Source organism: Martinezella rhizogenes (genome assembly GCF_000799715.1).
Classification (GTDB): domain Bacteria; phylum Pseudomonadota; class Alphaproteobacteria; order Rhizobiales; family Rhizobiaceae; genus Rhizobium; species Rhizobium rhizogenes_C.
Window position 1 is genome coordinate 996,686 of sequence record NZ_JUHG01000013.1, and the last position, 13,447, is coordinate 1,010,132.

At 60.9% G+C, this 13,447-nt stretch carries 13 protein-coding genes; 5 read left to right on the forward strand and 8 right to left on the reverse strand.

Annotated elements, in window-relative coordinates; genetic code table 11:
- Nucleotides 1-56: 56 nt before the first annotated feature.
- Entirely contained in the window at nucleotides 57-863 is an 807-nt protein-coding gene (locus EX00_RS16500) for an aspartate/glutamate racemase family protein (protein WP_047459798.1), read from the reverse strand.
- A 97-nt stretch (nucleotides 864-960) separates the two neighbouring features.
- On the opposite strand from EX00_RS16500, the gene EX00_RS16505 reads away from it, so the two are divergent.
- Nucleotides 961-1,503, forward strand: a complete 543-nt coding sequence (locus EX00_RS16505) for a winged helix DNA-binding protein (protein WP_052210756.1) — start codon at nucleotides 961-963, stop codon at nucleotides 1,501-1,503.
- Nucleotides 1,504-1,697: 194 nt separating this feature from the next.
- Here EX00_RS16505 and EX00_RS16510 read toward each other — a convergent pair whose 3' ends face one another.
- The 5 genes from EX00_RS16510 to EX00_RS16530 form a co-directional block, all read right to left on the reverse strand.
- Nucleotides 1,698-2,228: a Zn-ribbon domain-containing OB-fold protein gene (locus EX00_RS16510; protein WP_080761263.1), complete on the reverse strand. Its 531-nt coding sequence runs from the start codon at nucleotides 2,226-2,228 to the stop codon at nucleotides 1,698-1,700.
- Nucleotides 2,225-3,406: a thiolase family protein gene (locus tag EX00_RS16515; RefSeq protein WP_047459801.1), complete on the reverse strand. Its 1,182-nt coding sequence runs from the start codon at nucleotides 3,404-3,406 to the stop codon at nucleotides 2,225-2,227. Before EX00_RS16515 ends, EX00_RS16510 begins: the two co-directional genes overlap by 4 nt.
- On the reverse strand, nucleotides 3,403-3,831 hold the full coding sequence (locus tag EX00_RS16520) for an organic hydroperoxide resistance protein (RefSeq protein ID WP_047459804.1): 429 nt from the start codon (nucleotides 3,829-3,831) through the stop codon (nucleotides 3,403-3,405). Before EX00_RS16520 ends, EX00_RS16515 begins: the two co-directional genes overlap by 4 nt.
- Nucleotides 3,832-3,906: 75 nt before the next feature.
- Entirely contained in the window at nucleotides 3,907-5,523 is a 1,617-nt protein-coding gene (locus EX00_RS16525) for an AMP-binding protein (protein ID WP_047460460.1), read from the reverse strand.
- A gap of 8 nt (nucleotides 5,524-5,531) precedes the next feature.
- Nucleotides 5,532-6,107, reverse strand: a complete 576-nt coding sequence (locus EX00_RS16530; protein WP_234709028.1) for a hypothetical protein — start codon at nucleotides 6,105-6,107, stop codon at nucleotides 5,532-5,534.
- A gap of 288 nt (nucleotides 6,108-6,395) precedes the next feature.
- Here EX00_RS16530 and EX00_RS16535 point away from each other — a divergent pair, with 288 nt between their 5' ends.
- From EX00_RS16535 to EX00_RS16550, 4 genes are all read left to right on the forward strand, one after another.
- Nucleotides 6,396-7,931, forward strand: a complete 1,536-nt coding sequence (locus EX00_RS16535) for an ABC transporter substrate-binding protein (RefSeq protein WP_052210758.1) — start codon at nucleotides 6,396-6,398, stop codon at nucleotides 7,929-7,931.
- Between the two features lie 77 nt (nucleotides 7,932-8,008).
- Nucleotides 8,009-9,031, forward strand: coding sequence for an ABC transporter permease (locus EX00_RS16540; protein WP_202903722.1), 1,023 nt, complete (start codon nucleotides 8,009-8,011; stop codon nucleotides 9,029-9,031).
- A gap of 2 nt (nucleotides 9,032-9,033) precedes the next feature.
- Entirely contained in the window at nucleotides 9,034-9,891 is an 858-nt protein-coding gene (locus EX00_RS16545; protein ID WP_047459807.1) for an ABC transporter permease, read from the forward strand.
- Nucleotide 9,892: 1 nt separating this feature from the next.
- Nucleotides 9,893-11,749, forward strand: coding sequence for a dipeptide ABC transporter ATP-binding protein (locus EX00_RS16550; protein WP_047459809.1), 1,857 nt, complete (start codon nucleotides 9,893-9,895; stop codon nucleotides 11,747-11,749).
- Between the two features lie 12 nt (nucleotides 11,750-11,761).
- Here EX00_RS16550 and EX00_RS16555 read toward each other — a convergent pair whose 3' ends face one another.
- A complete protein-coding gene (locus EX00_RS16555; RefSeq protein ID WP_202903723.1) occupies nucleotides 11,762-12,523 on the reverse strand; it encodes a hypothetical protein in 762 nt (253 codons plus the stop codon).
- A gap of 69 nt (nucleotides 12,524-12,592) precedes the next feature.
- Nucleotides 12,593-13,417: a hypothetical protein gene (locus EX00_RS16560; protein ID WP_047459814.1), complete on the reverse strand. Its 825-nt coding sequence runs from the start codon at nucleotides 13,415-13,417 to the stop codon at nucleotides 12,593-12,595.
- Nucleotides 13,418-13,447 lie beyond the last annotated feature (30 nt).

Consider the following 13,447-nt stretch of genomic DNA (forward strand, 5'->3'; position numbering starts at 1 on the left):
GATGGAAGCAGGCGCCATCGCGAGGACATCTGGTGCTGCCGATCGGATGAGAGCGTTCAGACGTCGTCTGGAAACAACGGCGCCTGCCGGCCATGGGCGATGAAGCTGCGGAAATCCTTGACCGCTTCCGGCGTCGCAAGCGAGCAGAAGGGGCCACGGCTCACGTCGATGCCGTTGAGTTTGCGCAGGCGCACATCCATTTCGGCGCTCTTCAAAGTCACGGCAGCGGTATTGACCACCGGCGCATGCAGCACCTTGAAGCCATATTCGCCGCCGACCAGCAGGCCGGGCAGGATGCCGGCCGGCACCACGACATCGGCACCATCGCGCACCAGTGGTTCGGCGCAGGCGGCGAAGGCCGCGAGCATGCGCGTGCGCGCCTCATCGTCGCCGGCAAAGGCGGCGCTGAAATCGGATGGCGCGCAATTCATCCCCGCCACATGCTTCACCCGGCCTCCCAGCCCATAAAGGTCAGCCTGTTCGTAGTGCCAGGTCTGAAAGACGTCATCAAGGGTCACAAGCGCGATGCGCCGGCCGAAGCGGGCGGCGTAATGCATCGAGACCTCGCCCGCGCCAATCACCGGGATGCTCACAGCCGATTTAAGTTCGTAAAGACCCGGGTCCTGGAAATGGCCGAGAACGATTGCGTCATAACCGCGCTTTTCAGCCTCCAGCCCATTGTCTATCGCGATCGCCGCGCAGCGGAATTCCGCTAGCCGCCCGAAGTGCCGATCCGGCGGCCTGATACCGAAAACCTCGACCGTCGTGCCGGGTTCGGCGATGCCGTTCAGATAGTCCGAAAGCTTTAGCATGTAGGCGGCGCTGGCCGTGGCATCGATGAAGCTTTGCCAGAATATGCGCATTGTTCCCTCGCCCTGTTCGTTTTCGCGCGTCGTTTTGCTCTCGTCAAAACGGGAATTTAAGGCTTTAATCGTAGCCATATCCACCCTGGAGAGCCAAATGAATTCGCCTGCAGCACCCGAAAATCCACTCGAAGAGACGGCGACGGAAGTGTCGGAAGCGGCGCTGACCGAATTCGAATGGTCGCTGTGGCGGATTTCCGCGGCCTTCGTGCGCTGGCAGTCGGAATGTGCCAGCGAGCTTGCCGGATCAAGCCTTAGCGGCCTCGACACCGCCGTCCTCCATACGATCCGCTACCGCAACAAGCCGAAGGGCCTTGCCGAAATCTCCCGGCTGCTCGGCCGTGACGATACCGCCAACATTCAATATGCGATCAAGAAATTGCAGGCCCTGCAGCTGATCGAACGGGTCAAGGGCCGGTCGCGCAAGGACACGCTGTATGTGCTGACGCGCAAGGGCAGCAAGCTGACACAGGACTACCGCACCCTGCGCCGGCATTTGCTGATCTCGCTGATCCAGAAGATGGACCACGCGGAAAAGGGGCTCGGCGACGCAACCGAAATGCTGGAGCTTTTAACGAGCTTCTACGACACCGCCGCCCGACGCGTGGCAATCGGCCCTCACCCCGTCGATCGCGGCTAAAGCAGTTTGTGAGTTGGGCGTGCGCTGCTTGCGGGTCAACCGGCGCAATGCGGCGCCAAAGCAGCCTCTGTTGGCTCAGGCCCTAGAAAAGGGCCAGCCTGTCCCGCCTCCCGTTCGGCGGCCTTTGGATTGTCGAAAAATCGCTCATGCAATTGCCTGGCGACGTCGCAGACATGAACATCTTCGAGCCCGCGTCAGCCCGACGGTAATTGCCGCCGATGTTTCGGGTCGGCGACTATTTCACGCCACTGAGGATCATCTTCCATCTGCGACGTCTCCGAAGCGGGTTTGGCAAAGAAAACGGCCTGGCCGCTTTTGTCGAGTTGCAACGAGAGCGTCACCCGGCTGCCGGCTCCGGTGCAATCACCGTGCAGATGCGTGACCACGCTCGGTCCGCAATCGAGCTGAACGAGCCCTATCCGCCAGGGCATATGCTCGCGAAAATAGGGATCGCTGGTGACTTCGATGGAGGTCTCCGACAAGAGCATGCCGCCAGACGGCGCATCGATGAAAGGAAGTGCGGCGGACAGGCAGCGCGGGCAGGCGTCACGCGGCGGATAGGCATATGTCCCGCATTCGGCGCAGCATTGCAGCATGAAACGGCCGCTGGCGGCTGCAAGCGTCAGCCCTTGCGCCTTGTCGCTGCGAGCCGATGGCGGCTGCAAGGGCACCGCGGCGCGGGAAAGCGGGGGCTTGCGTGGCGATTTTGTGAGTGGACGGGTCATGCCGATTGCCTCGCCAGGATCGCGGCCGCCGATGCCAGGCCACGGTCGTAATTGATCATGCCGAAGCCGGACACGAGGCCGATCTTTGCGTCCGTCACCTGTGTGCCCTCGGCGGTGCCCAGAAGCTGGCGCATGGCCTCGACGATGCCGAGATGGCCGCCGGCGGCACCCGCCTGGCCAACCGACAGCTGCCCACCCGAGGTATTGTGCGGAAAGGAGCCATCCGTTGTGAACGTATGCTGGCGCACGAAATCCGGCCCCTCGCCCTTGTCGCAAAAGCCGAGATCCTCGAACTGCATCATGGAGATGACCGGGTAATCGTCATAGGTCTGCACGAAGTCGATATCACCGGGCGTCAACCCGGCCATGCCATAGAGCTCGTGACGATCCATAACCCAGCCGCCACGCGTCTGCACGGCATCGTCGGGGAAAGCATTGTGTCGTTCGATCGCCGAAAGCAGCCGCACGAAAGGAAGGCCGAGCGACACGGCGGTTTCCTCGCGCATCATCAAAAACGCCTCGGCGCCGGCGCAGGGCATGACGCAATCGAAGAGATGAAACGGCTCGGCAATGGGCCGCGCCGACATGTACTGTTCCAAAGTCAGCGGCTTCTTCATCAGCGCATGCGGATAGCGCAGCGCATTGTCGCGTTGCGCGACGCAGAGCTTGCCGAAATCCTCGCGTGTTGCGCCGTAGCGACCCATGTAGGCCCGGGCGATCAGCGCGAAACTGGCATTGGGTCCGCCAGCCCCATAGGGATAGGAGGCATCCTGAGCAAAGCGGGAGAAATTGGCGAGCGTCTTGCGAAACGTGTCGACCTGGTTGGTGTCGGCGGCAACACAGGCAACGATATCCGCGTCACCCGCCTGCACGGCGCGCGCCGCGCGCCGGATCGAGACGATACCCGCTGCCCCTCCCATCGGCACATGATCCAGCCAGCGCGGCGTCAGCCCGAAATGCTGCGTCAATGCAATCGCCGTGTCCGGCCCCATGGTGAAGCTCGATACCGCAAAGCCGTCGAACTTCTGATGGTCGACGCCCGCTCCGTCTGCCAGCGCCCTGAGCGCCCGGCCGATCCACCAATGCGCGCTCTCGATCGAGTAGCGCTCATAGGGCACCGTCACCGGCACCGCCAGCACCACGCCGTGATAGGATTTGCGGGCGCGCAAAGCCGTCATCCAGCCACCGTCAGAACCACGTCGACATTGCCACGCGTGGCGTTGGAATAAGGGCAACGCTGGTGCGCGTCGGCAACGATCTCTTCGGCCAAAGCTTTCTCGATGCCCGGAAGCGATGCCGTGAGCTCGACCGCGAGCGCATAGCCGACCGGCACCGGGCCGATGCCCACCTTGGCGGTCACCGAGGTGTCGTCGGCAAGCGCTATTTTCCGGGTGCGCGCGACCAGTTTCACTGCGCCGAGGAAACAAGCGGCATAGCCGGCGGCAAACAATTGCTCGGGATTGGTGCCCTCCCCGCCTGGTCCGCCAAGTCCCTTCGGCACGGACAGATCGACGGCAAACCTGCCATCGGCGCTTTGCGCCTTGCCTTCCCGGCCGCCGAAAGCGGTGACGGCGGTTTCATAAAGGATCTTTTCCGGGGTCATACGAATTTCCTTAGAAAAGATTTTAGCTTTGAATTATTGCATAACAGACATGATCGTCTTTCGAAAGACTCTGCGTCAACCACCCTTGCGGATCGCCGCCTTCAGCTTGCGCAGGTCGATCGCCGAGCCATCCTCGACGGCCTTTGCCGCCATGGCCTTGATATCGCCGCGCTGGAGCTTCTGCGTGGAGCTGACGGGTAGTTGGCTGGCAAAGACCACGTAGCCGGGCAGCTTGTGATAGGCGATGTATACGCCGCAGGTCTCGATGATGCGCGAGGCGCGCGCTATCGGATCGCCGGCAGTTGCGGCATCATTTTGGACGATAAAGGCAAAAACCTCTTCGCCACGCAGATCGTCGGGCACGGGCGTCACCGCCGATGCCTTGACGCCGGGACATTTGGCAAGCGCTGCCTCGACTTCCAGCACGGCAATATTCTCGCCGCTGCGGCGCACGATGCTTTTCTTGCGGTCGAAGAAGTAGAGAAGCCCCTTCTCGTCGGCATAGACCACATCGCCGGTGTGGAACCAGCCGCCTTCCCAGGCCTCCTCCGTCGCCTTGCCGTCGTTGAGATAGCCACTGAAGAAGCCGTCTCGCGGATTGTCCCCTTCAGCCCGTACCAGAAGTTCGCCCGGCGTGCCCATGTCGACCGCGTGGCCTGTATCGTCGACGATCCTGTATTCCATGCCGGCGCGGGGCCGGCCGATGCAGCGCAGTCCCGGCGTATAATCGTCGGCCGCCGTGGTGGTAACAGCCCGCCCGCCGGTCTCGGTCATGGCCCAGGCCTCAACAATCGGGATGCGATAGCGCTCCTCGAACTCGACCTTGTGCCGGGCATCGACGCCCGGTCCAAGCGCGAATTTGACCTTGTGCGCGCGTTCGGCCGTAACGGGCGGCATTTGCAGCAGGATGGCCGGTATCACCCCGAGACAATGAATGATGGTCGCGCCGGAATCGGCGATCGAGGCCCACCAGCTCTTGGAATGGAAGCGATCGAGCGGCACGATCGCGCCACCTATCATGATCATGCCGACCGCCGTGCAGCCAAGTGCGTTCATATGGAACATCGGCAGCGGCGTGAGCGCGATCTCGCCGCCCTCCGCCATCTCCGCGACGCCGCCCTGGGTGGTGTACCATTCGGCAAGGCGGATGAAATAGATGTTGGAGAGCATGCAGCCCTTCGGCTTGCCGGTGCTGCCGGAGGTGAACAGCAGCGCGCATTCCGCCTCTGGCCCGCCGGATCGCGCCTCCAGTGCCACGGGTGACGGCGGAATGTCGTCGTTCGTCCCGATCACAGCGACCTTGCCGGGATTGATATCGCCAAGCTCCGCCAGCCGCCCGGCAATCGCGATCAGGAGCGGCGCCTCGGCCGTATCGAGCTGGAAGAGAAGCTCGTCGCGCCGCAGATCCGGATTGATCGGCACGATCGATGCGCCGATCGAATTCAGCGCCAGCCAGAAGGTGAAGAATTCCGGCCGGTTTTCCAGAAGCAAGGCGATCCGCGAGCCAAGACCGTAGCCGGCATCGGCAAACCTTCGGCTGAGCGCGGCGACATCAGCATGCACCTCGCCATAGCTGTGGCGGAACCCCTGCAGCGCGTAGGGGAGCCCGGCGCTGGCCGGTGCGATCAACAGGGTCGCCTCGGGATTGGCGCGTGCCCGGTCTTCAAACAATAGATAGGGAGAATGTGTCATCTTGTCCTTCATTCGCGCTCAAGAAGACCTTTGATCAGGAACATCTCCGCCTCATGGATCGTGCCGAACTGGGTCCATTCCGCGTCACTCTGGGTTTGCAAGCGCCAGGTCAGCAGCGTGACGACGCATGCATCCTGCCCCATTTTCAACAGCTCGCCCGGAATGACGCGCGACATATTGCGGAACTGCATGGCCTCCTTCGACGCGCCGACCTCGTAATCGACCTGCAGACGCGCCCGGTCCACATCGAGGCGGACATAGGTCTCCTTGCCGGAGAAAATCGATGTGCCGCGGAATAGACCCGGTTCGACCTCTTGCCGGTCGAAGCTGCCCCATGCCCAGCGCCCCTGCTTCAGCCCATCCGACATCAATTCGAATGCGATCGCGGCGGGGCGCTCCACCATGATGCTGCTGGAATGGCAATGCGGGTCTAGCATCAACGTCCCCTCTTCGGATTTTACCGGAGCAATAGGCTCAATTCGCTCAAACAACATTTTAAGCATAAAATAACTTGAAAGAGCGTCAATGTTTTTTTCGATCTTGGCCGGATCGGACGCATCCCGACGCCGGGGAAGAAGCGACACCTCGCGCTCATCCCCGCCTGAAACGTCCAATTTCCCGGCTTTTCGCCCGGCATGTCTTTCTCTCGTCGAAATTCGAGCGATCAATAAATTTTAGGCTTGAAGTAATTTTTAGCCCGTTCTACGATCCCCTCAATTGCTAAGGGGAAGCCCACAAAAAGAGGCTAAAATAGCAAAAACCAAAAAGCCCTCGGCAAGATTGCAGGCTTGCGTTCAACAACCGCCGCAGGCTCACCGGCCCCTATCGCTGCGCAAAGCAGAGGGCCCAGTGTGCACACCAGAGGGATCGTGATGACTTTTGAACTAGACCGCAGAAATCTCCTGCAGATGCTCGGCCTTGCTGCAGTCAGCGGCGGCGTGCTTTCCCGAGCAAGCTTCGCCTATGCCGCTGACACCGACAGCGTCTCCATTGGATGGCCGAGCGACGTGCCGTCCTGGGATCCGAACCAGCGCTTCGTCCCGGATGCGCAGCCGATCTTCAAGCTGGTTTTCGACCAGCCGCTCGATCAGTCGCCCGATCTGAAGCTCGTCCCCAATCTCATTACCAAGTGGGATCTTGCCGCCGACGGTCTTTCGATGACGTTCGAGATCCGCAGCGACGTCAAGTTCCACAATGGCGACCCGATGACGATGGAGGACTTTAGCTACACCTTCGTCGATCGCATCAAATCCGGCCTGAAACTCGATATCGCCAATTCCTGGCGCAATCTCACCGCGATCGAGGTGAGGTCGCCGACCAGCGGCGTCATGAAATTCTCAGCGCCGACGCCGACCGCGCCGCAATGGCTGGCCTTCCTCGGCAGTTATCTCGTTCCGAAGAAATACATGGAATCCGTCGGCCAGGATGGCTTCCTGAAAAAGCCTGTCGGCACCGGACCCTATAAGCTCGTCGACTATCAGATGAACTCGCGCATCGTGCTCCAGCGCAATGACGATTATTTCGGCGCAAAGCCGAAGATCAAGAACGTCACCATCGAAATCATCAAGGATCCGTCGGCGCGCACCGCCGCCATCCAGTCCGGCCAGATCGACCTCACCGTCAACATCCCCGTCCGCGAGGCCGAGCGTCTTGGCAAGACGGAGGGGCTCACCGCCGAGATCAATCCGTTCACGCGCATCATCCTGCTGCAGATACGCAATGACATGGGCTTTTCGGACGAGAATGTCCGGCTTGCCGCCCATCACGCCATCGACAAGGCGGCCCTTTCCAAGGCCTTCTATGGTGGCGCGGCCGTTCCGCTCTCGGTTCCCGCAACACCGGGCACGCCCGGTTTCGTGGAGGGTTACAGCTTCAAATACGATCCGGCGCTGTCCAAGGAGCTTCTGGCCAAATCCGGTTTCAGCGCCGACAAACCGGCAACCATCACGCTTGCGGCCACCAACGGCCAGTTCCCCAGTGATTTCGATATCGCCCGCGCCCTGGTGCAGATGTGGGGTAAGGTCGGCATCAAGTGCGAAATCCAGCAGATCGAATACTCGAAATACTTCGAGCTCAATCGCGGCGGCAAGCTGCCGGAAGCGACCCTCTACAGCTTCGACAACGCCACCGGCGATCCCGAGATCTTCTCCGGCTATTTGCTCAACCCGAAAATGCCTTTCGGTGCATGGAAGGGGATGGAGATCGGCCAGAAGGTTCTCAACCTCTTCGCCGAGCCTGTCTATGATAAGCGTGTAGCCGGCTACCGGGATCTCGCCAAGGAGGCCGTCGAAAACGGCGCCACCATTCCGCTCCTGCAGAGCGTCCAGACGCTGGTCCGCAAGAAAAACCTTGCCTACGTCAAATATGGCAATGCCTGGATCCTGGGCAACACCATGTCGTGGTCGTGAGTTTGCGCCGCATCGCTTGAGAGACCATGGGGTCCGGGGTCTCCCCGGACCGCCTTCCTGGCTTCGTAAGACAAGGCATGCGCATGTTCGTGACCATCGCCAAACTGCTGGTAAAACGTCTTCTGACCGCGATACCGATCCTGCTCATCGTGTCGGCACTGCTCTTCTGCATCCTGCGCGTCCTGCCGGTCGATCCGGCGGCGATGTCGATGCCGCCCAGTGCCACGGTCGAGGAGATCGAGGCGATGCGCAAGGAGATGGGGTTCGACCGACCACTTGTCGAACAATACGGCATCTGGCTCGGCAAGCTCCTGCATGGCGATATCGGCCGCTCGATCCATTTTCGCCAGGACGTGACATCGCTGATCGGCTCGACACTGCCCGCCACCATCGAACTCGCCGTCCTTGCCATGGTCGCAGCCACCGTCTTCGGCCTCGCCGGCGGGCTCTTCCTGTTCTATGTGCGCGGAACGCGCGCCGAGGCCGCGATGGATTTCCTGTCCATCCTGCTTCTGTCGCTGCCGGAATTCCTGTGGAGCCTGTTCCTGCTCCTGATCTTCGGTGTCTTCTTCAATCTCCTGCCGTTTACCGGACGCCTGAGCCCCGGCTTCGAGCGCCCGATGGTGACCGGCTTTCTTTTGGTCGATAGCCTCATCACCGGTAACATCGCGATTTTCTGGGACGCGATCAAGCACATGATCCTGCCGAGCCTTGCGCTCGGCATCGCGCTTTCGCCGTCGCTCATGCGCGTGCTGCGATCGAGCCTGCTCGACGCCTATCAGGATGATTATATCCAGCAGGCGCGGCTGCGTGGGCTTTCCGAGAAGCGCATCCTCGTCCGCCATGCCCTCAAAAATGCCATCCTGCCAACGCTCAGCCTGATGGGCGTGCAGTTTGGCTTTCTGTTCGGCGGCACGCTCCTGGTGGAACTCATCTACTCCTATCCCGGCATGGGCAATCTGATGGTCGATGCGATCCGCAACGCCGATTTGCCGATCATTCAGGGTGCGGGGCTCACCTATTGCGTCGCCGTGCTCGTCATCAATACCGCAGTCGACAGTCTCTATCTGATCCTCAACCCGAAACTGACGGCGCGCTGACCATGAAACATCTTCCGCTCTGGTTGAGATCCGGCCGCGTTCAGACAGGCCTCGTCATCATCGCCATTCTGGCGGTCTGCGCGATCTTCGCACCCTGGATTGCGCCCAACGATCCGAACGAACAGAACCTCTTATCCATCCTGGCGCCGCCGGCCTGGGCGGATGGCGGCGACGCGATGTTCCCGCTCGGCACCGACAGCCTTGGCCGTTGCATCCTGTCGCGCCTGATCTTCGGCACGCGCGTTGCGCTCACCGTCGCCTTCACCGCCTCGATCGGAGCCATGATCATCGGCGCGATCCTCGCGCATATCGCCGGCTATTTCGGCGGCTGGGTCGACTGGCTGATCGGGCGCATCGTGGAGATCTGGCTTTCTTTCCCGCCGGTCATCCTGTCGCTGATCCTGATGGTCGGCCTCGGCACCGGCATCCGCAACGTGATCCTCGCCATCGTGCTCGTCGACTGGACGCGCTTTTGCCGGGTGCTGCGCAGCGAGGTGCTGGTGCTGCGACGGCGGGACTATGTCGCTGCCGCCCAGCTCGTCGGTTTTTCCCATTGGCGGACGATCACGCGCGAAATCCTGCCGGGCACGCTGCCGCTGCTGATCACGCTGATGAGCCTGGAAATGGGCGTTGCCGTCATCGTTGAGGCGATCCTGTCCTTCGTCGGCATGAGCGTCGGCGCCGACACGCCCGCCTGGGGCCAGATGATCGCCGACGCCCGGCAGAACATCTACGAGGCACCGCTCAATCTCCTCTGTCCGGTCCTTGCGATCTTCTTCGCGGTCTTCGGCTTCAACATTCTCGGCGACGGCCTGCGCCGATCCCTCGACACCCGCCTGACGCAGACGGAGAGGAGCTGACGTGACCATATTAGCCGCACGCAATCTCTGCGTAGACTCCCTTGGGGGCAAGGAACCCTTCCCCGTCCTGAGCGATCTCAACTTTACGCTGGAGCCGGGCAAGATCCTCGGCCTTGTCGGCGAGTCCGGTGCTGGCAAGTCGATGATCGGCCGCACCATCTCACAGTTCCTGCCAAGCGGGTTTGCCGTCACCAAAGGCACGCTCGAATTCGCCGGCGAAGACCTGGTAACGATGGCGCCTGCGCGCCGCCGCAATCTGCTTGGCCGCGAGATCGCCTTCATTCCGCAAGAACCGCTCTCCGGCCTCAACCCGGTGCTGACAGTCGGCCAGCAGATGAAGGAACATCTCTTGCGAATTGGTCTTGCTCCGCGTGAGAACTGGCGGCAGCGGACGCTTGCCGAATTCGAGGCGGTGCATCTGCCACACGGCGCGGCGCTGCTTGGCAAATACCCGCATCAGCTTTCCGGTGGCATGTGCCAGCGCATCCTGATCGCCATGGCCTTTGCCAGTCGACCACGCCTGTTGATCGCCGACGAACCGACCACGGCGCTCGACGTCACCATCCAGGCCCGTATCGTCAAGCTGATCGCCGAAATGCAGAAGCGCGACGGCACGGCGGTCATCTTCATCACCCATGACCTGCGGCTCGCTTCACAGATCAGCGACGAGATCATGGTGCTCTATGCCGGACGTCCGGCCGAGCGCGGCCCGGCCAGACAACTGTTTTCGGCGCCGGCGCATCCCTATACACGCTGCCTGCAACTCGCCAATCCCACAATCAGCGGGGAGCGCCGCGGTCTCTACATCCTGCCGGAACGCATGCCGGGCCTGCGCGTGTTGAAGGATATCACCGGCTGCCGTTTTGCCTCCCGCTGTCCGAATAGCATTGCCGCCTGTACCGAGGCCGAGCCGCCGCTTGCGGAAATCGCGCCCGGCCATATCGCCGCTTGCATCCGGACTGAAAAGACGCCGGACATCGTGCCGCCACCGCTAGCACCGGCCCGCAACGTTGAAACGGCGAAGAACTATCTGCAAGGCGAGAAGCTGACCAAGGCCTATACGGTCGCCTGGAGCCCCTTCAACAGGAACCCCAAGTTCAGGGCGGTCAGCGGCGTCGATTTCACGCTCAGTGAAGGCGAATTCGTCGGCATCGTCGGGGAAAGCGGCAGCGGCAAGAGTTCGCTCGCCCGCCTCGTCGTCGGGCTGGATACGCCGACCGAAGGCCGCCTGACGCTGGCGGGCCGCGATATCACCGCCAACGGATCATCGGAAAAGGCCTATCGCCGCGACCATATCCAAATGGTGTTTCAGGATCCGCAATCAGCGCTCAATCCGCGCCGCCGGGTCGGCAGCATCGTCACCCAGGCGAACGAGGCAAGTGGTCTCCACGCCAGCAAGCGCGAACGCATGGACCGCGCCGCCGAATTGCTCGCCGAGATTGGCCTGCCGCCAGATGCGGCGATGCGCTTTCCCTCGCAATTGTCCGGCGGCCAGAAGCAACGCGTCAATATCGCCCGCGCCCTTTGCACGGTGCCACGCATTCTGGTCGCCGACGAGATCGTCTCGGGCCTTGATGTCTCGGTTCAGGCACAGCTGCTGGATCTGCTGCTGAAGCTGCGGGACGAACACGGTTTCTCGATGATGTTCATCTCGCACGACCTCTCCGTCGTGCGCTATCTCTGCGACCGCGTGCTGGTGATGTATCGCGGCGAGGTAGTGGAGAGCGGAGCAACCGAGGCGATCTTCGCCAATCCGCAGCATCCCTATACGCAAAGCCTGCTGGCCTCGGTGCCGCCGGACGATGTCCATGCGGAGTGGTCACCGGCATTGGCGGAGACTGGCTATCAGACCGAATAGGTGCGTCTTTGCTTACGGAGTAATGATCCGTGTCGCCATCGGAAAATGCGAATTACCGCCGTCAAAGGGTGGAAGCGTCTTGAAATCCTCGCGCATGGCAATGCGCGCGGGAGACTGTAAAGCGGCCTGCAGAGCGGCCGGACTATCGAACATAACCCGGTTGCGCTGCATATGATTGACGCGTTCCCAGGGCAGGAAGCCGCACCAGTCAACCCGTGACAGAACCTCGATCTGGCGGATGTCCGGAAAGGTGCGCATGACCTGCGGATGATGGCTGACATAGTGGTGCAGCCAGGCGTTCAGATCCTCGGCGGGACCAGGATAATGAACCACATAGCTGCACGGCAATTCGCCCTCACCGGTGCGCAGCCTGCCGTCATCGACCGGAAACGGCCGCACATACATCGCCTGCTGCGTCGCCTTGGCGCCTCTTATGCTTGTGAGAGCATCCGGGACCGCGAGCTGCTGCAGATGGCCTGAGGGACCAACGGCGTTCTCGAGCGCGGTCAGTTCCTCGAAATACAGCTGGAGACCAAGGACCGGTGATCGCTCGACCCTGTTGTACAGGTCGTTGGTCGTTTCGGGCGTATAGAGATTGGCGGAGGCAAGGTCCGGCGTTGTCTTGATAATTGCGGCAACAGTTGCGAGATCCGCTTCGCTGACTGCGAGATCATCGTCGGAGCTTTCGAAAAAGGCAAGATAGGCAAAGGCCATGTCGAACTCTCCGTCCTCGCGACGATACGGTGACGGGCCGAGCCGGTATCCAAGGTCCATCACGGAGTTTTCAATATCGAGTGACGCGACGGAAAAAACAAGTTTAAACTTAAATTATATTGCGGCCGATCAGCTCCACCACGCCTCGCGCCGCCGCCATGACAAATCGCTCTTGCGGCTTTTCCCCGCCGCTTTCCTGTCGCCCTTGAGGTGATCCATATAACCTCCGAGAACGCTGTTGATGAAGACATGGGACTTGGTCCGGTTCGAGCCCAGGAACTTGAAGCTTGCTTCTTTATCCTGCTCCATCTGCTGGACGATCTTCCAGAAGACAAAACTGTCGTGGCTTTCCTTCAGCGCCAGGAAATAGCCCGACGAATAGGTGCTTTCGAAACGCTCGACGAAGGTCAATATTTCGCGATGGCGAAGGTTGTATCCCACCCATCCGCATTCCGGGTATATTTTCCGGTTCAGGTAGGCGGCAAGCTGATTGCCCCTCGGCGCAATTCTATCGATCAGGCTGCGTGGGATCTCGCTATGAGTGACCGTATCGGCATCGAGCCATATCAGCTGATCCGCCTCGGTCCGATATCGCTGGATAGCATCGGTAACGGCAAAGACCTTGTTGGAAAAACGAACAGCATCCCACCGGAAATCACGTTCTACGCTATTCGCAGATGAACGTATTCCTTTGGCCAACGGGTTCTCCGCGAAGGCCTTCCGAAATTCGAGCAAACGCGGGAGGGTTGCATTATGGTCGAGGATCTGGAGCCGGTCGTCCCTCTCTTCGACATGCACATCCTCTGCATAGACCAAAAGCGAGATGTCCTTGGGCCAATATTTGAGAAACGTCTCGATGCATTTCTTCCCATAGTCGCGATAGCCTTTTTCATGAAAGGTCGTCACGACGACATGCTTTAGCTGCTCTTGCCGCCAGAAATTCGGGAAAGGCATTGACGATCAGGCTCCGCAACAAAATTGGTA